Genomic DNA, 25,418 nt, shown 5'->3' on the forward strand with positions numbered 1-25,418 from the left:
GTGGGAGAGTATGTCGCCGCCTTTCTTTATAGAATCCCCAATCTCATTAGAGGTTGGGGATTTTTTTGTTTGTATAGATATAGTAAGTCTATTTTGTTTCCTCGTACAAGAAGGTAGTAGTAACAAAAGTTAAAGATTATGAAAAAAGCTTAGTTAATCTAAAAAGGAAAAACTTGTTAGCTCTAACATCTCTTGACATTATATGGAAATAAAATGTTGTGCTATATTTGTATTTTATCTTTTTTCATTACCTCCGTAACCCAATTTATTTCTTTTGTTGTATATAATTCTGTAGTTAAAAATATTTACCGAATTATATTCTAAATTATTTTAAAATATTTGTATATAATTCTTTTTGTGTATATCTTTGCACTCGTTAAATAGTAAGGGATGGAATATAAGTTAGATGAAATTGATTTAAAGATTCTGAGATTGATGCAGGATAATGCTAGAATTAATAATTCTGATATAGCAAAGGAATTAGGTATGGCTCCTTCTGCTGTATTGGAGAGAGTAAAGAAGTTAGAGAACAAGGATGTTCTATTAGCTTACCACGCAAAAGTTAATCCTAAAGCGTTAGATCAAAAGATGCTTTCTTTTATTTTTATTAAGGTTGATGAAATTATTGGTGATGAAGAGACAGGCAGACTTTTGGCAGAAATTCCAGAAGTTTTAGAAGTACACGATATTGCTGGTGATGATGGTTATATGATTAAAGTACGTACAACTGATTCATTAGCTTTGGTACATTTAATGAGAAATTCTTTATCAAGAATCCAAGGAATTATTTCAACTAGAACAATTATAGTTTTACAAACAGTTAAAGAGGAAAATAAATTAATTATACCAGAAAGGTTAGAGTATTAGTTATGGGAGCAGTTAGTACAAATAGCACAAGTAAAAGCACTGTTGTTGCAGCTTATGTCGTTGTATATTTTGTTTGGGGATCAACATTCTTTTTTATTCACAAAGCATTAAGTGATTTTACGCCTTTTGTTTTAGGAACACTACGTTTCTTTAGTGCAAGTATTCTTTTGTTGACTTACTGTAAAATGAAAGGGTATAAATTGTTCAATAAGAAAGTAGTTAAGCAAGCATGTATCACTGGGTTTTTATTGCTTTTTATTGATATGGGGGCTCTGATTTGGGCAGAACAACATGTATCAAGTGGTATTGCAGCTATTATGGCAGCAGCAGCAGCTTTATGGTTTGTTATATTGGACAAACCTCAATGGAAGAATAATTTTTCTAGTATTCCTACTGTATTAGGATTAATACTTGGTTTTGTTGGTGTGATCATGCTATTTGCTGAGCAAATAAATATTGCTAGTGATGAATCGCAACGTCTGTTGAATATTTTTTGTATGGTCTTATTGATTCTAGGCTCTATTGCTTGGACAGCTGGATCTTTGTATTCAAAATATTCTAAAGATAAGAATACTGATGAAGGAGAAGATCTTCATGTAATGGTTAAAACTTCTTGGCAGATGATTACTGCTGGAGTATTATTCTGTTTAGTTGCATTATTAAATGGAGAGTTTGCAGCATTTGATCCTATTGAAGTATCTATCTCAGGATGGTTTTCATTGGGGTATCTAATAACTTTTGGATCTATATTGGCATTTGGTTCATATATTTGGTTGATTCAGAACAGACCAGTTGTAGAGGTTAGTACTTATGCTTATGTTAATCCTGTTGTAGCTGTGGCATTGAGCTATTTCTTTACAGATGATATTATTACTAGCTTACAGATAGGAGGATTAGTAGTAGTATTGTTAAGTGTAGGTTTAATGAACTGGGACTTATATAAGAATAGTAAGTTTATTAAGATATTTAATAAGAAGTCGAAAGCATCTGCTAGTGATAAAGAGAAATTGAATGTAACTAACTAGAAGTTATTTTCATATAATATAAAAAAAGGTCTATTGCTTTTAGCATAGACCTTTTTTGCTTCTAATGCATTTGATTAACAATGTATTGATAGTATAATAATGCCTTTAATTTTTTGTATATCAAATATATTATTATACTTTTGCACCGCTTTTAGTTCAGAGAAGTTTCACTAAAAGTATCAATTTTAAATGTTAAACAACTTCTAGTATTTTATTCTGATATATAGAAACTTATAAAATCTAGAATACAAATTTTTATCAGAGATGTCTGAAAATATTAAAACACAAGAAGAGTTCTTAAAGGATTTTAACTGGGAAAACTACGAAAATGGTATCGATGCAGTTGAAGAAACTCAATTAAAAGAATTCGAAAGCTTAGTAGAAAAAACTTTTATTTCTACTGATGACGAAGAAGTAGTAGAAGGAGTTGTAGTTAGAATTACTGACAGAGATGCTATCGTTGATATCAACGCTAAATCTGAAGGTGTTATTTCTTTAAACGAGTTCCGTTACAATCCAAACTTAAAAGTTGGAGACAAAGTTGAAGTATTAATCGACGTAAGAGAAGATAAATACGGACAATTAGTATTATCTCACAGAAAAGCTCGTACAATCAAAGCTTGGGATAGAGTTATCGCTGCTCACGAGTCTGGAGAAATTGTTAATGGATTCGTTAAATGTAGAACTAAAGGTGGTATGATCGTTGACGTATTCGGAATCGAAGCATTCTTACCAGGTTCTCAAATTGACGTTAAACCAATCCGTGATTACGATCAATACGTGAACAAAACAATGGAATTCAAAGTAGTTAAAATTAACCACGAATTCAAAAACGTTGTTGTTTCTCACAAAGCACTTATCGAGGCTGATATCGAAGTTCAAAAGAAAGAAATTATCGGTCAATTACAAAAAGGTCAAGTGTTAGAAGGTGTTGTTAAAAACATCACTTCTTACGGTGTATTCATTGACTTAGGAGGTGTAGATGGATTAATCCACATCACTGACTTATCTTGGTCAAGAATCAACCACCCAAGTGAAGTATTAGAGTTAGACCAAAAATTAAATGTTGTTATCTTAGACTTTGATGATGAGAAAACAAGAATTCAATTAGGTTTAAAACAATTATACGCTCACCCATGGGATGCTTTAGATGCTAACTTAAACGTTGGAGACAAAGTTAAAGGTAAAGTAGTTGTTTTAGCTGATTACGGTGCTTTCATCGAAGTTGCTGAAGGTGTTGAAGGTTTAATCCACGTATCTGAGATGTCTTGGTCTACTCATTTAAGATCAGCTCAAGATTTCGTTAAAGTAGGAGACGAAGTAGAGGCAGTTATCTTAACTCTTGATAGAGAAGAGAGAAAAATGTCTTTAGGTATTAAACAATTAACTCAAGACCCTTGGACTGATATCACTTCTAAGTACCCTGTAGGTTCTAAACATAATGGTATCGTTCGTAACTTTACTAACTTCGGTGTATTCGTAGAATTAGAAGAAGGAATTGATGGATTAATTTACATCTCTGACTTATCTTGGACTAAGAAAATCAAACACCCATCTGAGTTTGTAAACGTAGGAGATAAATTAGACGTAGTTGTATTAGAGTTAGACGTTGAAGGACGTAAATTATCTTTAGGACACAAACAAACTACTGCTAATCCTTGGGATAAATACGAAGATGCTTACGCTGTTGGAACTGTACATTCAGGAGAAATCTCTGAATTAGTTGACAAAGGTGCTACTGTAGTATTCGAAGATGATGTTGTAGCTTTCATCCCAACTCGTCACTTAGAAAAAGAAGACGGTAAAAAGTTGAAAAAAGGTGAAACTGCTGAATTCAAAATTATTGAGTTCAACAAAGAATTCAAAAGAGTAGTTGCTTCTCACACTTCTATCTTCCGTGAAGAAGAAGAGAAAAACGTAAAAGCTGTTGAAACTGCAAATAATTCTGCAGAAAAAACAACTTTAGGTGATATCGACGCTTTAGCTGAATTAAAAGAAAGAATGGAGAAAGGAAAATAATTCCTAACCTATAAATTTCAAAAGCCCTAACATTTATGTTAGGGCTTTTTTTATGTAGTAAATTCTAGTACATGATTTATTTTAAGAATTTACTTGATAATCTTATTACTGCTGAAGTGTAATTTATTGAGTATTATAGAATATTTTAATATCTTTAAAATATATATTAAACGAATATTAATGGGGTGGTTTACTAACAGAAACAAAACTTGGGAAATAAGGGAAGGGCTTGTGCTACTTGGTACCGTAGGTATTATTAGCTTTTTAAGTTTAGGTGTTCTTACCCCTTTAGTAGTAATGATCTTTGGCTATCAAGTGAAGATTACGCATTGGATTAAGACCTCATTCTTGATTTCACTTGTTTACTTATTAGTTTTGTTGATTGCTTTATTTGTTTATTTAGCAGGAGAGAGTCCCATTTCATTGTTAACGTTGAATTATATAAGCTTTTATATTTATGTAGTGTATTTAGCTTTATATCTACCAGAGTATTTGCAGAGGTTAGATTTAAAAAATTATATTAAGTTAGAAAAGAATAGAGAGTACAACTACCACACAATAATGGAGCAGCTAGTAGATGTACAGTCTTCTGAGTCGTTAAAAGAGTCTTTTATTACCAACTTAAGGACGTTTAGAAGACAGATATCTAATCCTACTATCGTTTATGAGATTGATGAGATTCTTCGCTTAATAAGTGTTATAGTGCTAAAAGAATCTGCTAGTACTGACCTGTTATTAGAGCGTCATGTATCTACTATAGAGAATGCATTGATTCAATATATAGAGTTAATCAATAACTATCGTCAGAATAATGAAGTAAAGCAATCTATCGCGAAGTTAGAAAACTTAGTTAAGTATGCTAGGATTGCATTAGAGAACGAGTTATCTCAAATCATAGAGACTCAAGTTCTAACAGTAGATGGTGAAGCTTCTGTTTATTTATCAGTATTAAAAGGAAAGGGATTGTTATAATGGGATGGTTTACGCATCAATCTAAAAATTGGGAATTAAAGGTAGGGGGGCTTAGTTATTTAGCTATTCTATTTCCTTTTGTACTACCTCCGCTAGCTATGCTTTATATGGGAGTGGTAGGTAAGATTAAGAATTTAGTCATAGCTAGTATTCTATGGAGTGGTTTGTATATAGGAGGTTACTTTGCATACATTCTATATAAAGACTCTAGTAGAGTAGACATTCTATTCTTCGCAATTATTTTAAGTGGTGCATTAGTTATCGCTATGTACTTAAAAGAGTTTTTAAGAAGAGTACACCTTAAGTCTATTATTAAAATAAGATGGAATACTGATTATGATTATTTAGACTTTATGCGCAGAAAGAAAATATCAGAAGTATTGTCTGTTAGTGATTTTATAGATCATTTAGTAGTTTGGCAACAAGAAATTAAACAACAAGAGGTAAGAGGAAGTATTGCTAGTATGATTCAGTTGACTAAATCTATTACTAAAGATAATAAGCATATTAGTGAATTATTTATTGAACGACACGCTTACTCTATAGAAAATATGCTACAACAGTATCATCAGATAGAATTATCTAAATTAGATAATGATATTATTCGATTAGCTGAAAGTAAAATAAGAACAACACTACTTAGTGTTATTAGCGCATTCGAAAATGAATTAAGTAATAAAACGAGATATAACCATTTAACCATAGATATAGATTCTGAAGTCTATATACAAAATCTAAAGAACAGAGGTTTATTATAAATAGAAGTTATGGAAAAAGATATTCAACAAATGCGAGATGAGCATACACTAGCTCCAGAAATAAATGTAGAGTTTACTCCAGAAGAATTGAAGCAAATAGAATCGTATAAAAAAGGTATAGACTTGTCTAATACTACTCAAGTTATTCAATATGGAGCTAGTAGCCAATTAAAAGCAAGTACATTCGCAACAGAAGTATTAAAACAAGTACAGACTAGAGATTTAGGAGAAACTTCAGGTATATTAGTTTCTTTAAGAGAAGACGTAAAGTCTTTTGAAGGAATAGCGAATAAGAAAAGCTTATTTCCTATGTTCGACAGCATCAAGAAGAAAATTAATAGACTTCAAACACAATATAATAAGGTAGAAACTAATATCAATGCTATTGAACTACAGCTAGAACGTCATTATAAGGTTATGATGAAAGATGTAGCGATGTTTGACAAACTATTTGATGAAAATAAAAAATATTTTAAAGAACTCTCTCTTTATATAGCCGCAGGTGATCAGAAACTCCATGAGTTAAATACAGTTGAGTTACCTCGTTTAAAAGCTGAAGTAGAATCTGAGAATGATCCTGCTAAAGTACAAGCTTATAAAGATTTAGAACAGCAAGTTGTTCGTTTTGATAGAAAGGTACATGATCTAAAGTTGACTAGAATGGTTGTTTTACAGTCTTCTCCACAGATCAGAATGGTACAGAACAATAGTTTAATGTTGATGGAGAAGTTACAATCTAGTATTGTCAATACTTTACCTTTATGGAAGAATCAGATGGTCTTGACACTTGGAATAGCGCGTTCACAGCAAGCGTTAGGTGCCCAACAAGCAGTCACTGATGCAACTAATGACTTACTAACTAGAAATAGTGAAATGCTTAAAGATTCAACTGTGAAGATTGCTAAGGAGACAGAAAGAGGAATTGTAGATATCGAAACGATTAGAAAAGTAAATACTGATATTATTAATACAATAGATGAGATTGTTCGAATTCAGACAGAGGGACGTGAAAAAAGAAGAGCTGTGGAGATAGAGTTAAAAGAACAAGAGAATGAATTAAAGAAACATTTATTAGGGAATACTGACACAAATAAATAGGATATAAAAAAAGGAGATTCTGATGAATCTCCTTTTTTTATACAGTCAAATAAGAATTATTTTGCCTTTGCAGCAGTAAGCTCAGCGATCTTAACAATTACTTGTGTTGCTTTAACGATGCTCTCTACTGGCACATACTCATATTTTCCGTGGAAGTTATGCCCTCCAGCGAAGATATTAGGACATGGTAATCCCATATATGAAAGTTGAGAACCATCAGTACCACCACGGATAGCTTTGATCAATGGTTTGATATCTAATTGTTTCATAGCTTCCTCAGCGATATCTACGATATGCATTACAGGCTCTACTTTTTCACGCATATTGAAGTACTGGTCACCGATTTCGCAGTTAACGATAGGCCCACCAAATTTCTTAGCATGTTTTTTATTAAACTTATTAGCTAATTTAGCCACAAGTTTTTTGCGTTTCTCGTATTTCTTAAGGTTGTGATCACGGATGATTAGCTCTACCACAGACTCTTCTATACTACCTGTTACAGTATGTACGTGGAAGAACCCTTCATAACCTGTTGTTTTTTGAGGAACTTCATCTTTAGGTAATTTAGAGATAAACTTGTTAGCTAATAAGATAGAGTTAACCATCTTTCCTTTAGCATATCCAGGGTGAACACTCTTACCATTAAAAGTAAGTTTAGCATACCCAGCGTTGAAGTTTTCGTATTCTAATTCACCGATTTGGCTACCATCCATAGTATATGCCCACTCAGCACCGAATTTTTTAACGTCAAATAAATGAGCTCCTCTTCCGATTTCTTCATCAGGTGTAAATCCGATACGGATTTTACCATGCTTGATTTCAGGGTGTTGGATTAGATATTCCATAGCAGATACTATCTCAGTAATACCAGCTTTATCATCAGCTCCTAATAAAGTTGTACCATCAGTAGTGATGATAGTTTGTCCTTTATATTGAAGAAGATCTTTAAAGTAAGACGGAGATAAGACAACGTTTAATTCTTCGTTTAATACGATATCTCCACCATCATAGTTTTCTACGATTTGAGGTTTAACATTAGCACCACTAAAGTCAGGAGAAGTATCGAAGTGTGCGATAAACCCGATAGTAGGCACTTCGTGATCTACATTACTAGGTAATGTAGCCATGATGTAAGCGTTCTCATCGATAGTTACGTCTTCTAGACCTATTTGTTTTAACTCTTCAACTAATTTGTTAGCTAAATCCCATTGTTTCTCAGTACTTGGACAAGTATTTGAAGATGAATCAGATTCAGTATCAACAGTTACATAACTGATGAAACGGTCAATGATATGTTGCATAATGTATAATATTTTAGTGTAACAAAAATAATAATTAAAAGTTGATTAGAAGGATTATCACTAGGGTATTATTAAAAAGATAAACTAGAGGTAATAAAAGAGTTTGTCTTTAAAGGATTTACGGGGATTGTATTGAGCTCTTCCTTTTTTGAATTTGTTCATTGAAATTGATAAACATACCTTTTTATTTGCTAGCTGATCAGTACTCTAGGTGAATTGATATTTTTTATTGAGGGTGATCTATACTATTGATACTTAGATATAATAGCAGTGCTTTATGTTCTTATGTAGTATAGTCATAGATTATTTTAGAAGAGTAGATACTATGTATAGTGGGTATTGTGACTTACTAAATGGAGAATACGAGATATATAGAAGGAGATTTATTAGACAAAAGACTTATAGCTCCACTAAACTCGACTTATTGTCCATGTATTGTCGAAGAGCTGAGTAGTAAAGCCCATATTTACTGAGATTATGACTAAGGATAGGTTTGTAATGAACATAATATATTTTAATAAGTTGTTGTTTATTAGTGTATTATGTTTTTTAGATAAATAAAAAAGAGTGGTGTTTTTTCTAATAATGAGCTTAATAAAAGACTAAAGTGGGCAAAATAGAAAAAAATAGTAATGAATTTTCTGAAATAGAACCTTTAAGAACTCTTTTTTATCATAAATAACAGAAAAACAAAGGCTTCTTTTTTAGGACACCTCTACTATCGAATTTTAGAGCAAGAAAAAAGAAGATAGGAACTTATTGTTAGAAAGTAAGTTTAGTAACGTTAGACTATTGTAAAATTGTATATTTGAGTGAAGAAACAAAATAAGAGTTCAGATGAGAATTGTTCTATCTATATTTTTAGTATTAATCAGTTATTTGTCTTGGGCAGTAGAGCCGTTGAAGGAGTATGTAGATCATCCTGCTAATTCGACATTGAATTTTGAAGCCTTAGAGATTGTCACGCAGGATAATTATAAATTAAAATCTTGGATTTGTTTTCCGCCTAAGGATAAGGACTTAAAGAAAGTATTGGTATTAGCCTATGGCGATGCTGGTAATATGTCTTATTATGTAAGACAAGTATTAGAAGTAGCAAAGCACGGCTATACTGTAGTGATGTTTGACTATAGAGGATATGGAGAGAGTCAAGCATTCGATATGATAGAGACACAGCTGTATTATGACGAATTTGTCACAGATTTAAAAGCAGTAGTAGAGTATAGTCAGAGGAGATTTGAGCAGCCAGTAGGGGTTTGGGCTCTTTCGATGGGCACGATAGCCAGTACGCTATTATATACAGATGTGAAGTATGATTTCTTGATAGCAGAAGGTTTTGTATCTAGCCCACAAGATATTATTAGCAAGCTAAAACAGTTTTTAGAGAAAGACTATACATTGCCTAGCAGTGCTGCACAGTATGAGTTGGCATTGAGTAAGCTGACTTTACCAGTCTTATATTTTGCTGGAGATAGAGATGGATTGACCTCTCCTAATGATAGTTACAGAGCTAAGTTTCTGAATGCTAAGAGTGAAGTCGTATTGTATAAAGGAGCTCATCTTCAGGGATTCCAAGCATTATCAGACACTACACATGGTGAGCGATATATTAAGGCTATAGATACATTTATGACTAATATGAATGCTGTAGTAGAAAGTAAATAAGAGAGATAGCATATTAGAATTAAATTATAATCAAATCCTAATAATCATACTCTATATAATAACTAACTTTGTCTGCAGAATAAATCCCCATAGAGACATTAATCATGGAATCTACACATAGACATTTTTTGTTATATAAACCACATGGTTATATCAGCCAATTTATATATGAGAAGAAGAGAACGAAGCATAAGTTAGGAGAATTATATGATTTTCCTGAAGGGACTATGGCTATCGGTAGATTAGATGAGAACTCTGAAGGGTTACTGTTTTTGACAACAGATGGTATGACTAGTGAGCGCGTAAGAGGGGCTCATTATGAAAAGGAGTATTACGCACAGGTAGATGGCATCATTTCGGAGGAAGCTGTAGAGCAAATGCGAAATGGAGTACTTATCGGGGTAAAAGGGGAGAAATACTTAACTAAGCCCTGTGTAGTAGAACGATTAGAACGATTGCCAGAGTGGGTAGGCGAAGGCAGACGCATTAGAGATGAGAGACATGGGCCTACGAGTTGGGTGCGTTTAGTCTTAACAGAAGGTAAGTTTAGACAAGTAAGAAAGATGACAGCTCATGTAGGACATGCTACACTAAGATTAGTGCGTGTGCGTATAGGACAGATATCATTAGAAGGGATGCGAGTAGGAGAAGTAAAAGAAGTAGACCAATTATAATCTAAGCCAGGATGAATACTAAAGCAAAAGAGAATTATCAATTTCAGAAGATAGTAGCCATAGTAGGAGTATTATTATTTGTTATTAAAATACTTGCTTGGTCTTTAACACATTCAGTAGCTATATTGACAGATGCTTTAGAGAGTGTCATTAATGTGATTAGTGGTTTTGTAGGATTGTATAGTTTATACTTATCAGCGTTACCCCGAGATAGAAATCACCCTTATGGACATGGAAAAGTAGAGTTTATCTCGGCTACTGTAGAAGGGGGAATGATTATTCTAGCAGGACTAGTGATCATCTTCGAAGCTGTGCGTAATTTATTACATCCACAACCTGTAGGACAGTTAGATTACGGAATAATCTTAGTAGCGATAACAGCAGTAGTAAATTATGTACTAGGTTGGTACGCTATTAAAAAAGGAAAAACAAATAAGTCACTTGCTTTAGTGGCGAGTGGTAGACATCTTCAGTCAGATACGTATTCTACTATAGGTATTATTATTGGTTTGATTTTACTTTATTTTACGGGATATGGATGGTTAGATAGTGGTGTTGCATTATTATTCGCAGGGATTATTATTGTCACAGGATACAAGATTGTACGTGGCGCGATATCTGGTATAATGGATGAAACAGACGAACTTTTATTAAAAGAAGTTGTAGAGTATTTGCAAGAACACCGCAGAGCTAACTGGATAGACCTTCATAATCTACGTATTATTAAGTATGGAGCAGTATTACACTTTGACTGCCATATGACCATACCATGGTATTTTAATATCGTAGAAGGGCATAAAGAGGTAGAACAATTAGAACAGGAGATAATCGAGAAGTTTGGAGCAGATATGGAGTTATTCGTTCACATGGACGATTGTAAGCCATTCTCATGTGTGATCTGTAAAGTAGAAAATTGTGCTTATCGCCAAGCTGAGTTTGAACATCAGATAGAGTGGACGATAGAAAATATCTCTAAGAATAAGAGACATAATAGCTCAACTACTCCACAAGGATAAAACGCTTTTGTGCTCTATTGAAGCTAAGGTTTTCATCTTCGAAGAAGTTATCGAAGACCCCTTGTTCTATTAGTGTATCCGTCTGTCCTTGTATATTCGAATCTTTTTTAAGTACAATGATATCATCGCTAAAAGCAATAGCTAAATCCATATCATGGCAAGAGAATAGAATAGCTTTCTGTTCTTCATGTGCTAACTTTTGGAGCAGTTTAAACAAGGCTACTTTATGATGTAAGTCTAAGTGATTAGTAGGTTCGTCTAATATAATGATAGGTGTATCTTGGGCAATGGCTCTAGCGATGAGCACACGTTGTAACTGTCCATCACTGAGTTGATTCATATTTCTATCTACTAACTCTTGTATCTCTGTTAATTGTATTGCTCGGTTTACTAGTTCGTGATCCTTATCCGTTAAAGTACTATAGTAGTTAAGGTAAGGAGTCCTTCCTATTTGTATTAATTCTCTTACTGTTAGTTCAGAGACTGGTATTTTTTCTGTTAGTACTATGCTGATGATAGTAGCTAACTTAGACTTGCTATAAGTGTACAGTTCTTCTCCTAGTACCTGTATTTTTCCATTGATTATCTGCTGGTTCGACGACAGAGTTCTTAATAAAGTAGATTTCCCTATTCCATTAATACCTAAAAGAGAAGTCATTGCCCCTGGTTTTAATTCAATATTTAGTTGTTGCTGAATAATTTTATATTCTCCTTTCTTTAGTGGGTATCCTATACTCAGTGCTTCTGTTTTTAAAATAGGTGTGTTCATGTACTATACTTACGTGATAATAAAGACTAAATGTAGTTAAATCAACTGTATTATAAAAGTAATATGTTTGAACGGACTCGTGAGATTAAGTTAGAGTATTGTTTTTTGGTACTATGTTTCTTTAAGGTTAAGAAATTATTTGATTAGTATTATTTTGAAAATGAGAATATAGTGATTAGTTAGTGTTGTGTTAATATTAAGATAAAATGCCAGGTCTAGATTTGTCTTTGTAATAATAACACAATCAAATGAAACAAAAATTACTTATTGGAATAGTTGTCCAATTCTTTTGTATAACCCTTATTTATGCTCAAGAAAAACGTACACTTCAAGGAAGTGTAGTAGACGAATCAGGCATTTCTCTACCTGGTGCATCTGTATATATAAAAGGCACCCAAGAAGGAATAAGTACTGACTTAGACGGTACTTTTAAGATAGAAGTATTAGACACAGATGTACTCGTATTTTCATTCATCGGATATAATAATAAAGAAGTACCCGTAGGTGTACAACAGAGTATAAAGGTGGCTCTAGACCCAGAAGGCTCTTCTTTAGACGAGGTTATTATTACTGCTTTGGGTATCAGTAAAGCTGAAAAAAAAGTAGGATATTCCACACAAAAAGTGGATGTGGCTAGAACTCAAGAAGTAGCCACACCTAATATGGGAAGCCTATTATCAGGACAAGTTTCGGGGCTTCAGGTATCTAATGCCCCAGGATTATTACAGGGGCCAAAGTTCTCTCTTAGGGGAAAAACACCTTTAGTAATCGTGGATAATATTCCTGTAGATACAGACTTCTATGATATCGCACCAGAAGATATCGCAGATATTAATGTATTGAAGGGGACAAGTGCTTCAGCGTTATACGGATCTCGCGGACGTAATGGGGCTATCCTTATTACAACTAAAGGAGCTAAAAAAGAGGGACTAGAGGTGACGCTGACACAGAATACGATGATAAGTGCAGGATTTACAGTCTACCCAAAAACACAAAAAGAGTACGGTAACGGATCAGATGGTAAGTATGAGTTCTGGGATGGAAAAGACGGTGGGATAAGTGATGGAGATATGAACTGGGGACCTAAGTTTACATCAGGTTTAAAAATAGCCCAATGGAATAGTCCCATTCGCGATAAGCAGACAGGACAGACTATTGATTGGTATGGTAATGTAGAGGGCACAATGTACAATGATAAATCTAGATATGAGCGCGTACCTATAGCATGGGAATATCACGATAACTTAAAAGAATTTCTAGAGACAGGAGTGAACTCAAGAACAAGCTTTTCTGTAGCCAATAGAGGAGAGAAAACATCTTATAGATTAGGAGGAGAGTTTAATTATAATAAGGATCGCGTACCTCAAACAAGTTTATATAGAGGTAATCTTTCTTTTAAATCAACAACTCAACTTACAGAAAAATTAGCATTAGATGCCAAGCTTACTTATGCAAATATCTATTCTCCTAATATTCCTAATTATGATTATAATCCTAGTGGACATATGTATACTGTCCTGATATGGTTAGGATCAGATGTCAATGGAAGAGATTTAAAGAATAATCTGTGGGTACCAGGTATGGAGGGGTATCGTCAAGCGAACTGGAACTATGCATGGTATAATAACCCATGGTTTGGGGTTGAAAACTTTAAGAGGATTTGGAATAAAGATATTGTGACAGGACAGATGGCCCTTAGATATGACGCTACGGATGATCTGAAGTTTCAAGGAAGAGCTTCTGTTGTGTCTTCAAGTAATAAAGAAGAGTTACAAAGTCCTAAATCATACTTTAATTATAGCGCAAGTAGAGAAGGAGGATATAGTATAGACAATGCTAAAAACTTAAAGTTAGAGTATGATTTCTTAGCGATGTATACAAAGGATTTGACCGACTTTATGAGTGTAGATGTGAATGCTGGAGCTGCTTCTAGATATAGTCAGTACAACAGGAGTTATTCTGCAGCAGATGGATTAACAGTACCAGGTGTATATAACTTAGGGAATTCGACAGGGCCTGTAACAGCAGAGAATCGTTTAGAAAAGAAAGCTGTTAATAGTGTATATGGTACAGTAGAGTTAGATTTCTTTAATTCGTTCTTCTTTACATTTGCAGCTAGAAATGATTGGTCGTCAAGTTTGATTAAAGAGAATAGATCTTATTTCTATCCTTCTACTTCTTTGAGTGTATTATTATCTAATCTGATAGAAATGCCAAAACAAGTAGATTATTTAAAACTATATACTTCATGGGCTCAAGTATCAAGTGATTTAGATCCTTATCAATTACAATCTGCATATTCTCCAGTCACACCTTCATTTAATGGTAATCCTATGGTAGAATATCCTAATTCTATATTGGATTTAAGTTTACTTCCAGAGAAATCTAATTCTTTTGAATTAGGGTTGTCATCTGCTTTTTTTAATAAACGTCTAAATTTTGATCTGACTTATTATAGAGTATTGGATTCTAACTTCTTAATTAAATTTCCAGTATCAGAGGCTTCGGGTTTTGATAATATGTTGCTTAACGGAAATGAGTATACCACTAAAGGATGGGAGCTTAGCTTAGCTGGGGCGGTGATTAAAAAAGATAATTTTCAGTGGAATTCTACTGTAAACTGGAGCACAAGAGAACGTAGAATTACAAAGATACATGGAGGTGCTGCTAAATACGGAAATTTAAAATTAAACGATAGAGCTGACTCTTACTACGATATAGAGTGGATGAAAGCACCAGATGGTCAAGTAATCTTAGATGCTAAAACAGGAATGCCTACTGGAAATAAGCAAGCTACTAAACTAGGAAACTTTGATCCTAAATGGACTTTAGGTTGGAATAACAATTTTAAGTATAAAAACTGGAATGTAAATATCGGTATTGATGGAATATGGGGAGGGGTTACTCGCTCTCAAGTAGTAGAAAAAATGTGGTGGGGAGGGAAACATCCTAAATCAACTCAGTATAGAGATCAGGAGTATGCTACAGGTAAACCTGTTTATGTACCAGAGGGGGTAAATATAGTGTCAGGAGAATTAATTACAGATGTAAATGGCAATGTAATATCTGATACTCGCCAGTTCCAAAAACATACAGGAGCAGTAAGTTGGCAAAGTTGGGCACAGAATTATCCTTATCGCGCTCGAGTAACAGAGAAAGAGAATAAACTATTTGCGAACGTATTTGATCGAACGTACTTTAAGTTGAGAACACTAGCTATCTCTTACGACTTTACAGAAATGATAAAATCTAAGAAGATTACTCAACTATCGGCTTCATTAACAGGATATAACTTATTGATTTGGAAAAAGTCAAAAGGACTTTATTCTGATCCAGATTATGAAATCACTACTTCTAATGATATTCAAGATCCGTCAACGAGATGGGTAGGTTTAGGAGTGAATATTAAATTTTAATACTGATACAAATGAAAAAATATATAAAAATAGCAGCCTTAGTTCTAGTAGTTATATCAATGGGGAGTTGTCAAGATTTAGATAAATTAAGCGAAGACCCTAATCGAGTAAAGGAGGCAGATCCTTACTTGATATTACCTAAAGTGAGTAAGTCAGCTTTTGCATTAAATGGAATTAGCAAAGAGTATGCTTCTCGAATGATTATTCAGACGGATGGAGAGAATACTAGTCAATACTTTAAGTGGAATAGTTCTAGCTTTTCAGCGTATAAAGATTTGTTACAAGTCCAAAAAATGATGGATGAAGCGAAGCGTACAAATAAAGAGGAGTATATAGCTATAGGTCATTTTCTTAAAGCTAGGTTCTTTTATGAATTAGCGATTACCTTCGGTGATGTACCTTACTCAGAAGCCTTATTAGGAGAGAAGAAAGTTCCGTTTCCTAAGTATGATAAACAAGAGGATGTTTTTGTAGGAGTCTTAAAAGAACTAGAGTTAGCAGCCTCTATGATTCAAAATAAACCCTCTATTAAAGGAGATATAATTTATGGAGGAAATACTGATAAATGGAAAAAGCTAATAAACTCATATCAATTAAAGGTGTTGATGAGTTTATCTAAGAAAAAAACAGTTGGTACTATCCAAGTAGCAGAACAATTTGCAAAAATATATAATGTAGGAAACCTCTTAGAAAGTAATGCTGATAGCGGGCAACTGATGTATTTCGATCAAGCAGGAAGTCGTTATCCTCAGTTTAATTCAAGTTCTTATGGATCAAGTATGTATATGTCAGGAACATTTGTTAATTTGCTACAAGATTTAAAAGATCCTAGGTTATTTGCTTTTGCACAACAGACATCAACAGCTTTAGAAAAAGGTCTGCCTATAACAGATTTTAGTGGATATAATGGAGGAGATCCTACTGTGCCTTATGCAGAGAATGAAAAATTAGTACAGACCAAAAATATCTCTAAAATCAAAAGCCGTTATTACTTAGATCCTACTAATGAACCTACTTCTATACTGAGTTATTCTGAATTACAGTTCATATTAGCTGAGGCAGCTGCTCGCCAATGGATAGGAGGTAGTGCTGCTGAATTTTATAATAAGGGGATAGAGGCAAACTTTAATTTCTACGGTACATATGCAAAGGGAATGGCTAGTTATTATACAAAAGATGCTTTTACAAGTTATATTAATCAACCCAAAGTAAAGTACCAAGCTGGAAATCTTGAGGTACAATTAAAACAGATTCTGACGCAGAAGTATATTACTATGTTTCATCAATCGAATTGGACGATTTATTACGATCATTTGCGCACAGGATATCCAGAATTTAAAATACAAGAAGGAATAACACCTCCTACGAGATGGTTATATCCACAAACAGAGTATAATAGAAATCAGGCTAAATTACAAGAAGCACTAAATAGCCAATTCGGTGGAGCTGACAATATTCGCGGTATCACTTGGTGGTTAAAATAAGAAATATGAGTACTACAAGAAGAGATTTTATAAAGAAGTCTGCTTTATTTTCAAGCGGACTCTTTTTTGCAGAGGCTATGCCAGCATCTATCCAGAGAGCATTTGATATTAAAGCTCCTGAAGGATCTACGTTCTTAGATGCGGAGCATATTGTTTTTTTAATGCAAGAGAATAGGTCTTTTGATCATTGCTTTGGAACTTTAAAAGGAGTTAGGGGATTTAATGATCCTAGAGCTATGAGACTTAAAGATGGTCTACCTGTATGGTTTCAGACAGATGTTTACAAAGATATTTATGGTCCTTTTAGACTGGACATAGAGAATACTAAGGTCACTTGGATGGGAGGGTTACCACATAGCTGGAAGGATATGGTGGGGGCTCGTAATGAAGGTAAAATGGATAATTGGTTGATAGCTAAACGACCAGGGAATGCAGAGTATAAAGATTTACCACTGACGATGGGGTATTTCTCAAGGGCGGATATTACATTCTATTATGCATTAGCAGATGCCTTTACGGTATGTGATCAGCACTTTTGTTCTTCTCTGACAGGTACAAGTGCTAATCGCTCTTATTTTTGGGCAGGAGCTATCCGTGAACAACCGAGGGATCCAAACTCAGTAGCCCATGTAGATAATGGACAGATAAACTATAAAGATGTCAGTTGGACTACTTATCCAGAACGATTAGAAAAAGCTAATGTGTCGTGGAAAGTATATCAGAATGAGTTAAGTATTCCTGTAGGATTCGAGGGGTATGCGGAGAGTTGGTTGGCGAATTTTACAGATAATAATTTAGAGTTCTATAAGCAATATAATGTGCGTTTTCACAAGGCTCATTATGACTATATGCTATTAGAACTAGAGAGACTAAAAGGAAGTCTGAGTGACAAGACTCTCGCTAAAGATAAAATACAGGAATTAGAAGGTATGATACAACAGTTAGAAAAAGATATTATTCTATATTCTCCTTCTGAATTTGAAGCATTAAGCGAATTTGATAAAGCTATTCATAAGAAAGCATTTACTACTAATACAAGAGATCCAGACTATCACAAGTTAGAGCAAATGACCTATATGGAGAAAGGCGTGGAGAAAACAATGGAAGTACCTAAAGGAGATGTCTTCTATCAGTTTAGAAAAGATGTAGATGAAGATAAGTTGCCTATGGTAAGTTGGTTAGTTGCACCGTGTAATTTTTCGGATCATCCTTCAGCGCCATGGTTTGGGGCGTGGTATTTATCAGAAGCAATAGATATCCTAACGAAGAACCCAGAGGTGTGGAAGAAGACTATATTTGTGTTGACATACGATGAGAATGATGGTTATTTTGATCATATTGCTCCTTTTGTCCCTCCATTAACGACAGATAAGTCTATGGGAAAAGCTGCTAAAGGAATGGACACACAAGATGAGTGGGTAACTAAAGAACAAGAAAGAGTAAGAACAAGAAAATCAGATAGTCAATTAGCTAGTCCAATAGGGCTAGGGTATAGAGTGCCTATGATTATAGCTTCACCTTGGACTAGAGGAGGATGGGTAAACTCGGAGGTATTAGACTTAACATCTACCCTACAATTTTTAGAATATTTTATTGAAAAAAAGACTGGTAAAAAAGTAATCGAAGAGAATATATCTAGCTGGAGAAGAGAAGTGTGTGGTAATATGACGAGTGTGTTCCAATCTGAACGAGACTTAAGAGAGGTAGATTTGGATTTTGTAGATCGCAATAATTATATCGCTAGAATAATGAATGCAAAAGAGAAGAAAGTACCTGGAGACTTTAATGCATTTACAAAGAAGGAAGTTTTAGAAAGTAAGCATTGGACACTGTTATCCAAATTTCCTAAACAAGAAGAAGGGATAAAGAAAGCATGTGCTTTACCTTATAATCTGAATGTGAACGTGAAACTAGCAGCCAGTAAAACACAGTTACAGATGGACTTGACTGTTGAGTCTAATCAGTTAAAGAATAAGGTGTATACTGCTCCTGTACAAGTATATGATATGATAGGTGGTAGTCAGTCTAGAGGAGTTTGGGACTTTGCAGTTCGAGATAATGAACCAATGGATTATTACTGGAAGATAGAAGATAGCGATCAGTATCACTATAATGTACATGGTCCTAATGGATTCTTTAGAAGCTTTAGAGGGAGTAAGAGTAACTTAGATATTTATGTTGAGGTTCTTTTACATACAGATTTAAGTATCTCTGTGAAATTAAAAAATAATGGTGTGAAAACTGTAAATGTTGCTTTGGACAATAGTTTATATTTAAAAGAAGCAATGGTTGTAGAATTACTTCCTAATAAAGAAGAATTACTGAAATGGGATTATACAGGATCAAAAGGTTGGTATGATTTAATAATAAGTTGTAAAGAAGATAAAGAGTGGAAGCAACATTATGCGGGTCATATCGAAAATGGTCAAGCAAGTATAACGGATCCATTTATGGCAAGTCTGTCTAAGTAACAGTTATTTATTAGATATAGAAGAGGAGACTGATAAGGTCTCCTTTTTTGTATTGAGTAAGAAGGATACTTAGCATCAATAAAGAGTTTTATAAGAAGACTTTTGACAGTAAAGATTTATGAACTATTTAGTGTTTTAAAAAGACAGTGATTACCGTAAAATAATCTTATATTTGTGTGTAAATATTTATTGAAAAAATAATGAAACCAAACACACAACAATTAACAGAGTTAACTACTCAAGTAAGAAGAGATATTCTTAGAATGGTACATGCTGTAAGTTCTGGGCACCCAGGAGGATCTTTAGGCTGTGCAGAGTTTTTAGTGACTTTGTATCAAAAGTTAATGGATAGAAAAGAAGGGTTTAATATGGACGGAACAGATGAAGATATCTTCTTCTTATCTAATGGACATATTTCACCAGTATTTTATAGCGTATTGTCACGCAGTGGATATTTTCCAGTAAGTGAATTAGCTACTTTCAGAAAAATCAATACGCGTTTACAAGGACATCCATGTACTCATGATAGATTACCAGGAGTGCGTATGGCGTCAGGTTCATTAGGACAAGGGCTTTCAGTAGCAGTAGGAGCAGCACAAGCGAAAAAATTAAATAAGGACAATCACCTTGTTTACGTTTTAATGGGAGATGGTGAGTTACAAGAAGGACAAAACTGGGAAGCTATTATGTATGCATCAGCTAAGAAGGTGGATAATGTAATCGCTACTGTAGATTTAAACGGAAAACAAATAGACGGACCAACTGATGATGTATTAAATTTAGGTTCTATGAAAGCTAAGTTTGAAGCATTTGATTGGGAGGTTATTGAGATAGAAAAAGGAAACGATATTGATTCAATCGTTGCTGGATATGAATTAGCAAAAGCTAAAACAGGTAAAGGAAAACCTGTATGTGTATTGTTAAAAACAGAAATGGGTAATGGAGTAGACTTCATGATGAATACACATGCATGGCATGGAAAAGCTCCTAGTGATGCACAATTAGAAGAAGCTTTAAAACAAAACCCAGAAACATCATTCGGAGATTATTAATCCACTTAAATTGAATCAAAAATGAAAAAATATATAAATACAGGAAGTAAAGATACACGTTCAGGATTCGGTGCAGGACTTACTGAATTAGGACAAAAGAATGAGAATGTAGTAGCATTATGTGCTGACTTAATCGGTTCATTAAAAATGGATGATTTTAAAAAGAATCACCCAGAGCGTTTCTTCCAAGTAGGAATTGCTGAAGCGAATATGATTGGATTAGCTGCTGGTATGACTATCGGAGGTAAAATACCTTTCACAGGTACTTTTGCTAATTTCTCTACAGGACGTGTTTATGATCAAATCCGTCAATCTGTAGCTTACTCTGAGAAGAATGTAAAGATATGTGCTTCTCACGCTGGATTAACATTAGGTGAAGATGGTGCTACACACCAGATCTTAGAAGATATTGGACTGATGAAGATGTTACCTAATATGACTGTAATCAATACATGTGATTATAACCAAACCAAAGCGGCTACTTTAGCTATTGCTGAACATGATGGACCTGTTTATTTAAGATTTGGACGTCCAGTAGTGCCTAACTTTATGCCTGCTGATGAGAAGTTCGTTATCGGGAAAGCTGTTCTGTTAAACGAGGGTACAGATGTGACTATCGTAGCTACAGGACACTTAGTATGGGAAGCTCTAATCGCAGCTGAAGAGTTGGAAGCAAAAGGAATCTCTGCTGAGGTAATTAATATTCATACTATTAAACCTCTTGATGAAGAGGCTATCTTAAAATCAGTAGCAAAAACAGGATGTATAGTTACTGCTGAAGAGCACAACTTCTTAGGTGGTCTAGGAGAAAGCGTATCTAGAGTATTAGCTTTAAACAATCCATTACCTCAAGAGTTCGTAGCTGTACAAGATACTTTCGGTGAATCTGGTACTCCAGAACAATTAATGGAAAAATATGGTTTAAACGCTGCAGCTATCGTTGAGAAAGCACAGTTAGTAATCAACCGTAAATTCAAAAGATAATTAAAAGTATATCTAATATAAGAAACCTGCTTGAGCAATCAAGCAGGTTTTTTTGTATAGTAGTATAATGAGTGAATAGGACAAAAAAAAGAGGTAGAATAATCTACCTCTTTGTATATAATCTTATTTGTTATTTTTTAGTAGGCCAAATTACCTCACCATCTTTCTGATCTGGGAAACATGTTCTGTCTAGGTATCTAAATACATTAGAACAAGTTTTTAGAATAGGATCATAGTATTGATAATATGCTTTTTTGTTGTTCTTGTCTTTATACTGTAATTCAGTTTTAGTAAGTATACCATCACCATCATCATCATCGTCTAAGAAATTAGGTACACCATCTTCATCCGTATCAAAATCAAAGTAATCTTTAATCGTTAATTTAAGTGCGCGAATCTCATCATCTTCAAGTGCTCTTCCTAATTCTGATGATTTTTCGATTACTTGTTTTGCTTCATACTTTGAAAGGATACCATCCCCATCGTGATCACGTTCTTTTTTTGCTATAAGTGTCATATCGATAATGTGTGGTTGGTATGCCTTAAGCTTAGAACCGTATCCAGCATTAAAATATCCTACACCTGATGGTATAAAAGCAATAATTCTACCTGCTGATCCTTTTTCATAAGTAGGTATACCATTCTCCCCAAGAGCTGTAGTAGGAGCTGTTTTTACTTTAGTTAATAGTTGTCTTTCTGCTGTCTTTAACTGAACTGGTATAAGACCATAATTCCCTTGTGACATAAGGGCGAACTCCTTTAGTGTAATAGGAAATGAATAATAACTTCCTATATTCCCATTGTTGTCAAAAGATTCATTCTTTAAAGAGTAAGATTTTGTCTTTACAAATACAGAATCTATAGTAGAAATATAATCACCTTTTCCTTCTTGTTTGTTTCCATCAGCATCAGGAACAATAAAATAAGCTATAGTATATTCTAATTCGTCTTTAGGTTTAGAAAACTTTAAAGAAGTAGTTCCATTCGGGTTTCTAACAGCTTCGTATTCGTAGTTGTCAGATGTAATGATTTGCTGCTCTATTTTGATTCTTTTATCATCTTTTAGAGGGACTACATTAGGATTAGGTTTATTAGGATTACTAATACTATCAAAACGAATATTATCTCCTTCAATAATCAAGTAGTTTTGAGCTAAGAACTCTTCTATTTGCTTTGCATTTTCATCACGAACTTCTTTACGGTCTCTTAGGTTTACAACTTCATTTCCACCATTACCGTCATCTTTATTACAATTGGCAGCTGTTAGTCCTAGAAAAGCAAGACCTAAAACTGTAAATAATCTATTCATTTTTTGACTTATTTTAGTAGTGCAAGATACAATTTTACTTTATTTTTGTGTACTTTGTTAGAGAAATTTAATACGAAATTATGCGAATTGATAAATATTTATGGTGTATTAGATACTATAAAACTAGAAATATAGCAACGGAAGCTTGTAAAAAGGGACATATCACGGTGAATGGACAAGCAGCTAAAGCCTCTAGAGAAGTCTTCCCTACGGATAAAATTACATTGAGAAAAGATCAAATAACTTATAAACTAACAGTATTAGATATACCTGCTAATAGAGTAGGAGCTAAACTAGTGGATATTTATCGCAAGGATGAGACTCCTGCAGAGGCATTTGAGCACTTAGAGTTGTTAAAGTTGTCGAAGGACTATTATAGAGCTAAAGGAACTGGACGTCCGACTAAAAAGGATAGAAGAGATATAGATGATTTTCACGACTATGAAGACGATGATATCATAGAAGGAGAAGAGAATGTAGAGAGCAATAATTCTTTTAAAGATACAGAAGCAGATGTTTGATAAAGAGTTTTGGGAGAAGAAGTATGTTAATAGTGAGGCGCAATGGAATGCTGGTAGTATAACAACTCCTATTCAGGAGTATATAGATCAATTGACAAAGAAAGATTTAGCTATTTTAGTGCCAGGTATAGGACACGGACATGAGTTGATGTATTTGTACGAGAAAGGATTTACTAATATTAGTGGATTAGACTTTACTATTGTTGGAGCATTAGAAGCTTATGGTTTGATGAATAATTTTCCTTATGGAGATGTGATTTTAGAAGATTTCTTTGAACATGAGGGACAATATGATCTTATTATAGAGCAAACGTTCTTCTGTTCGTTGCCTATTGAAAAGAGAACTGATTATGTAGATAAGATGTATGATTTATTAAAACCAGGAGGAAAGTTAGTAGGTGTATTATTTGATTGTTATTTTAATCAAGAGACGCCTCCTTTCGGAGGAAATAAACAAGAGTACTTAGATTTGTTTAGTAACAAGTTTGAGGTTAATGTATTAGAAACAGCACATAACTCTATTAAGCCTAGAGCGGGTAGAGAGTTATTTTTTATAATTAATAAACAACATGACTAAAAAAAATATTTTAACTAAAGAGCAAATTAAGTTTACTACTAAACGTATAGCTTATCAGATCTATGAGACTTATATAGATGAGGATGAAATAGTAATCGCTGGTATAGCGAATAGTGGGTATACTTTTGCTCAAAAGATTAGTGAGGCATTGCAAGATATATCTCCTATAAAGGTAACTCTTTGTGAAGTGCGTATCGATAAACAAAACCCTATTAATCCAATAGAAACTTCATTAGATAGTAAAGTTTATACAGATAAGTGTGTAGTACTAGTAGATGATGTGTTAAATTCAGGTGCAACATTAATATATGCAGTAAAGCATTTCTTAGATGTGCCATTAAAGAAATTAAAAACAGCAGTACTAGTGGATCGTAATCATAAAAAATATCCCGTTAAAGCTGACTTTAAAGGGATATCATTATCTACATCACTATTAGAACATATTCAGGTTGTCTTTGATGGAGATGAAGAGTATGCTTATTTAAGCTAATTAATATGATTAATGATGTCTTGAGTTATTTGCTTAGGAGTTTTATCATCTATAGATATAATCGTTTTAGCTTGATGGTAGAAATAACTACGATCAAATAAATGCTTAGCAATAAAAATTTCAAGAGTATCGTCTGAATTCTGATTAAGAAGAGGACGATGCTCTTTTTCTTTTTCTAGACGATCTGCTAGTGTTTTAATAGAGCCTTTTAAATAGAATGATGAGATATCCTCTCTCTGTAATGCTAAATGATTATTAGCATAGCATGGAGTTCCTCCACCTAAGCTTAGAATAAAGTTATCTTGAGTATCTATTATCTCGTGTAATAATAGGTGCTCTTGCTTCCTAAAATAGACTTCTCCTTTCGTTTCGAACAAGGTTGAAATTGACATTTGATGTTTTTTCTCTATTTCATTGTCTAAATCTATAAAGTTCAGTTTTAGTTGTTCTGCCAGTATTTTACCAATAGTTGATTTACCAGAACCCATATAGCCTAAAAGAATAATTTTTTTCATAAAAACAAGGGGTTGTTTATTAGAGTGTTAGGATGAATTTAAAAATAAAAGTCAAAAATAAAACAAATATGTGTCGGATTTTTAAAAAAAGCTCCTATATTTGCACCCGCAATCAGGAATTGAAATAACGACTCGATAGCTCAGTTGGTAGAGCACAACACTTTTAATGTTGGGGTCCTGGGTTCGAGCCCCAGTCGGGTCACTAGTAAGACTTATAATTTCGATTTCAAAATTGCATGACTCGATAGCTCAGTTGGTAGAGCACAACACTTTTAATGTTGGGGTCCTGGGTTCGAGCCCCAGTCGGGTCACTAAGAAAATACATACATTATTATATCGATTTTTAGGAATTGGTATTTGACTCGATAGCTCAGTTGGTAGAGCACAACACTTTTAATGTTGGGGTCCTGGGTTCGAGCCCCAGTCGGGTCACAA

At 33.9% G+C, this 25,418-nt stretch carries 21 protein-coding genes and 3 tRNA genes; 20 read left to right on the plus strand and 4 right to left on the minus strand.

The annotated features are described in order from the left end of the window. The first annotated feature begins 390 nt into the window (after positions 1-390). The 6 genes from HX049_RS04495 to HX049_RS04520 all read left to right on the plus strand — a co-directional run bounded on the left by HX049_RS04495 (position 391) and on the right by HX049_RS04520 (position 6,739). A complete protein-coding gene (locus HX049_RS04495; protein ID WP_286414356.1) occupies positions 391-867 on the plus strand; it encodes an Lrp/AsnC family transcriptional regulator in 477 nt (158 codons plus the stop codon). A 2-nt stretch (positions 868-869) separates the two neighbouring features. After that, the gene (locus HX049_RS04500; RefSeq protein ID WP_286414357.1) at positions 870-1,892 is read left to right on the plus strand and encodes an EamA family transporter; all 1,023 of its coding nucleotides are present in this window, start codon (positions 870-872) and stop codon (positions 1,890-1,892) included. A gap of 264 nt (positions 1,893-2,156) precedes the next feature. Further along, positions 2,157-3,911: a 30S ribosomal protein S1 gene (rpsA, locus tag HX049_RS04505; protein WP_006258796.1), complete on the plus strand. Its 1,755-nt coding sequence runs from the start codon at positions 2,157-2,159 to the stop codon at positions 3,909-3,911. A 180-nt stretch (positions 3,912-4,091) separates the two neighbouring features. Continuing rightward, positions 4,092-4,883, plus strand: coding sequence for a hypothetical protein (locus HX049_RS04510; protein ID WP_286414359.1), 792 nt, complete (start codon positions 4,092-4,094; stop codon positions 4,881-4,883). Then, entirely contained in the window at positions 4,883-5,641 is a 759-nt protein-coding gene (locus tag HX049_RS04515; protein WP_286414360.1) for a hypothetical protein, read from the plus strand. The genes HX049_RS04510 and HX049_RS04515 overlap by 1 nt, the downstream gene beginning before the upstream one ends. A gap of 9 nt (positions 5,642-5,650) precedes the next feature. After that, a complete protein-coding gene (locus tag HX049_RS04520) occupies positions 5,651-6,739 on the plus strand; it encodes a toxic anion resistance protein (protein ID WP_286414361.1) in 1,089 nt (362 codons plus the stop codon). A 56-nt stretch (positions 6,740-6,795) separates the two neighbouring features. Here the strand turns inward: HX049_RS04520 and pepT are convergent, their stop codons facing one another. Then, positions 6,796-8,040 carry a peptidase T gene (pepT, locus tag HX049_RS04525; protein WP_286414362.1) on the minus strand — a complete coding sequence of 415 codons (1,245 nt, stop codon included), beginning with the start codon at positions 8,038-8,040 and terminating at the stop codon, positions 6,796-6,798. Between the two features lie 837 nt (positions 8,041-8,877). On the opposite strand from pepT, the gene HX049_RS04530 reads away from it, so the two are divergent. The 3 genes from HX049_RS04530 (at position 8,878) to HX049_RS04540 (ending at position 11,395) form a co-directional block, all read left to right on the plus strand. After that, positions 8,878-9,705, plus strand: a complete 828-nt coding sequence (locus HX049_RS04530; protein ID WP_286414363.1) for an alpha/beta hydrolase — start codon at positions 8,878-8,880, stop codon at positions 9,703-9,705. 104 nt (positions 9,706-9,809) lie between these two features. Then, positions 9,810-10,379: a pseudouridine synthase gene (locus tag HX049_RS04535; protein WP_286414364.1), complete on the plus strand. Its 570-nt coding sequence runs from the start codon at positions 9,810-9,812 to the stop codon at positions 10,377-10,379. Between the two features lie 11 nt (positions 10,380-10,390). Next, positions 10,391-11,395 (plus strand): cation diffusion facilitator family transporter, encoded by a 1,005-nt coding sequence (locus HX049_RS04540; protein ID WP_286414365.1) that lies wholly within the window; start codon positions 10,391-10,393, stop codon positions 11,393-11,395. Here HX049_RS04540 and HX049_RS04545 read toward each other — a convergent pair. Then, a complete protein-coding gene (locus HX049_RS04545; protein WP_286414366.1) occupies positions 11,379-12,164 on the minus strand; it encodes an ABC transporter ATP-binding protein in 786 nt (261 codons plus the stop codon). The genes HX049_RS04540 and HX049_RS04545 overlap by 17 nt on opposite strands. 248 nt (positions 12,165-12,412) lie before the next feature. Between HX049_RS04545 and HX049_RS04550 the strand changes: the two genes are divergently transcribed. The 5 genes from HX049_RS04550 (at position 12,413) to HX049_RS04570 (ending at position 21,571) form a co-directional block, all read left to right on the plus strand. Then, on the plus strand, positions 12,413-15,580 hold the full coding sequence (locus tag HX049_RS04550) for a SusC/RagA family TonB-linked outer membrane protein (protein WP_286414369.1): 3,168 nt from the start codon (positions 12,413-12,415) through the stop codon (positions 15,578-15,580). A gap of 11 nt (positions 15,581-15,591) precedes the next feature. Beyond that, positions 15,592-17,064: a SusD/RagB family nutrient-binding outer membrane lipoprotein gene (locus HX049_RS04555; protein WP_286414370.1), complete on the plus strand. Its 1,473-nt coding sequence runs from the start codon at positions 15,592-15,594 to the stop codon at positions 17,062-17,064. A 5-nt stretch (positions 17,065-17,069) separates the two neighbouring features. After that, entirely contained in the window at positions 17,070-19,535 is a 2,466-nt protein-coding gene (locus tag HX049_RS04560; protein WP_286414371.1) for a phosphocholine-specific phospholipase C, read from the plus strand. 200 nt (positions 19,536-19,735) lie between these two features. Beyond that, a complete protein-coding gene (locus HX049_RS04565; protein WP_286414373.1) occupies positions 19,736-20,587 on the plus strand; it encodes a transketolase in 852 nt (283 codons plus the stop codon). A 21-nt stretch (positions 20,588-20,608) separates the two neighbouring features. Further along, the gene (locus tag HX049_RS04570; protein WP_286414374.1) at positions 20,609-21,571 is read left to right on the plus strand and encodes a transketolase family protein; all 963 of its coding nucleotides are present in this window, start codon (positions 20,609-20,611) and stop codon (positions 21,569-21,571) included. Positions 21,572-21,701: 130 nt separating this feature from the next. Here HX049_RS04570 and HX049_RS04575 read toward each other — a convergent pair whose 3' ends face one another. Beyond that, on the minus strand, positions 21,702-22,880 hold the full coding sequence (locus HX049_RS04575) for an EF-hand domain-containing protein (protein ID WP_286414376.1): 1,179 nt from the start codon (positions 22,878-22,880) through the stop codon (positions 21,702-21,704). Between the two features lie 80 nt (positions 22,881-22,960). Between HX049_RS04575 and HX049_RS04580 the strand changes: the two genes are divergently transcribed. From HX049_RS04580 to HX049_RS04590, 3 genes are read left to right on the plus strand one after another with little or no spacing between them, the layout of a single operon-like run. Next, the gene (locus HX049_RS04580; RefSeq protein WP_286414378.1) at positions 22,961-23,401 is read left to right on the plus strand and encodes an RNA-binding S4 domain-containing protein; all 441 of its coding nucleotides are present in this window, start codon (positions 22,961-22,963) and stop codon (positions 23,399-23,401) included. Continuing rightward, positions 23,394-23,978 (plus strand): SAM-dependent methyltransferase, encoded by a 585-nt coding sequence (locus tag HX049_RS04585; RefSeq protein WP_286414380.1) that lies wholly within the window; start codon positions 23,394-23,396, stop codon positions 23,976-23,978. Before HX049_RS04580 ends, HX049_RS04585 begins: the two co-directional genes overlap by 8 nt. After that, entirely contained in the window at positions 23,971-24,468 is a 498-nt protein-coding gene (locus tag HX049_RS04590; RefSeq protein WP_286414382.1) for a phosphoribosyltransferase family protein, read from the plus strand. The genes HX049_RS04585 and HX049_RS04590 overlap by 8 nt, the downstream gene beginning before the upstream one ends. Here the strand turns inward: HX049_RS04590 and HX049_RS04595 are convergent. Continuing rightward, positions 24,465-24,983, minus strand: a complete 519-nt coding sequence (locus HX049_RS04595; protein ID WP_286414384.1) for a shikimate kinase — start codon at positions 24,981-24,983, stop codon at positions 24,465-24,467. The genes HX049_RS04590 and HX049_RS04595 overlap by 4 nt on opposite strands. A gap of 129 nt (positions 24,984-25,112) precedes the next feature. Between HX049_RS04595 and HX049_RS04600 the strand changes: the two genes are divergently transcribed. The 3 genes from HX049_RS04600 (at position 25,113) to HX049_RS04610 (ending at position 25,415) form a co-directional block, all read left to right on the plus strand. Beyond that, a tRNA-Lys gene (locus HX049_RS04600) sits at positions 25,113-25,185 on the plus strand. 36 nt (positions 25,186-25,221) lie between these two features. Beyond that, positions 25,222-25,294: transfer RNA gene (locus HX049_RS04605), tRNA-Lys, on the plus strand. A gap of 48 nt (positions 25,295-25,342) precedes the next feature. Continuing rightward, positions 25,343-25,415: transfer RNA gene (locus HX049_RS04610), tRNA-Lys, on the plus strand. The last annotated feature ends 3 nt before the right edge of the window (positions 25,416-25,418 follow it).

Origin of the sequence: Myroides odoratimimus (genome assembly GCF_030326305.1) — a bacterium.
In the GTDB taxonomy this organism is placed as follows: domain Bacteria; phylum Bacteroidota; class Bacteroidia; order Flavobacteriales; family Flavobacteriaceae; genus Flavobacterium; species Flavobacterium odoratimimum_A.

What these genes read in the sequence shown, in the direction of transcription:
- HX049_RS04495 (WP_286414356.1), top strand. Translation starts at nt 391, where the DNA reads ATGGAATATAAGTTAGATGAAATTGATTTAAAGATTCTGAGATTGATG.
- HX049_RS04500 (WP_286414357.1), top strand. Translation starts at nt 870, where the DNA reads ATGGGAGCAGTTAGTACAAATAGCACAAGTAAAAGCACTGTTGTTGCA.
- rpsA (WP_006258796.1), top strand. Translation starts at nt 2,157, where the DNA reads ATGTCTGAAAATATTAAAACACAAGAAGAGTTCTTAAAGGATTTTAAC.
- HX049_RS04510 (WP_286414359.1), top strand. Translation starts at nt 4,092, where the DNA reads ATGGGGTGGTTTACTAACAGAAACAAAACTTGGGAAATAAGGGAAGGG.
- HX049_RS04515 (WP_286414360.1), top strand. Translation starts at nt 4,883, where the DNA reads ATGGGATGGTTTACGCATCAATCTAAAAATTGGGAATTAAAGGTAGGG.
- HX049_RS04520 (WP_286414361.1), top strand. Translation starts at nt 5,651, where the DNA reads ATGGAAAAAGATATTCAACAAATGCGAGATGAGCATACACTAGCTCCA.
- pepT (WP_286414362.1), bottom strand. Translation starts at nt 8,040, where the DNA reads ATGCAACATATCATTGACCGTTTCATCAGTTATGTAACTGTTGATACT.
- HX049_RS04530 (WP_286414363.1), top strand. Translation starts at nt 8,878, where the DNA reads ATGAGAATTGTTCTATCTATATTTTTAGTATTAATCAGTTATTTGTCT.
- HX049_RS04535 (WP_286414364.1), top strand. Translation starts at nt 9,810, where the DNA reads ATGGAATCTACACATAGACATTTTTTGTTATATAAACCACATGGTTAT.
- HX049_RS04540 (WP_286414365.1), top strand. Translation starts at nt 10,391, where the DNA reads ATGAATACTAAAGCAAAAGAGAATTATCAATTTCAGAAGATAGTAGCC.
- HX049_RS04545 (WP_286414366.1), bottom strand. Translation starts at nt 12,164, where the DNA reads ATGAACACACCTATTTTAAAAACAGAAGCACTGAGTATAGGATACCCA.
- HX049_RS04550 (WP_286414369.1), top strand. Translation starts at nt 12,413, where the DNA reads ATGAAACAAAAATTACTTATTGGAATAGTTGTCCAATTCTTTTGTATA.
- HX049_RS04555 (WP_286414370.1), top strand. Translation starts at nt 15,592, where the DNA reads ATGAAAAAATATATAAAAATAGCAGCCTTAGTTCTAGTAGTTATATCA.
- HX049_RS04560 (WP_286414371.1), top strand. Translation starts at nt 17,070, where the DNA reads ATGAGTACTACAAGAAGAGATTTTATAAAGAAGTCTGCTTTATTTTCA.
- HX049_RS04565 (WP_286414373.1), top strand. Translation starts at nt 19,736, where the DNA reads ATGAAACCAAACACACAACAATTAACAGAGTTAACTACTCAAGTAAGA.
- HX049_RS04570 (WP_286414374.1), top strand. Translation starts at nt 20,609, where the DNA reads ATGAAAAAATATATAAATACAGGAAGTAAAGATACACGTTCAGGATTC.
- HX049_RS04575 (WP_286414376.1), bottom strand. Translation starts at nt 22,880, where the DNA reads ATGAATAGATTATTTACAGTTTTAGGTCTTGCTTTTCTAGGACTAACA.
- HX049_RS04580 (WP_286414378.1), top strand. Translation starts at nt 22,961, where the DNA reads ATGCGAATTGATAAATATTTATGGTGTATTAGATACTATAAAACTAGA.
- HX049_RS04585 (WP_286414380.1), top strand. Translation starts at nt 23,394, where the DNA reads ATGTTTGATAAAGAGTTTTGGGAGAAGAAGTATGTTAATAGTGAGGCG.
- HX049_RS04590 (WP_286414382.1), top strand. Translation starts at nt 23,971, where the DNA reads ATGACTAAAAAAAATATTTTAACTAAAGAGCAAATTAAGTTTACTACT.
- HX049_RS04595 (WP_286414384.1), bottom strand. Translation starts at nt 24,983, where the DNA reads ATGAAAAAAATTATTCTTTTAGGCTATATGGGTTCTGGTAAATCAACT.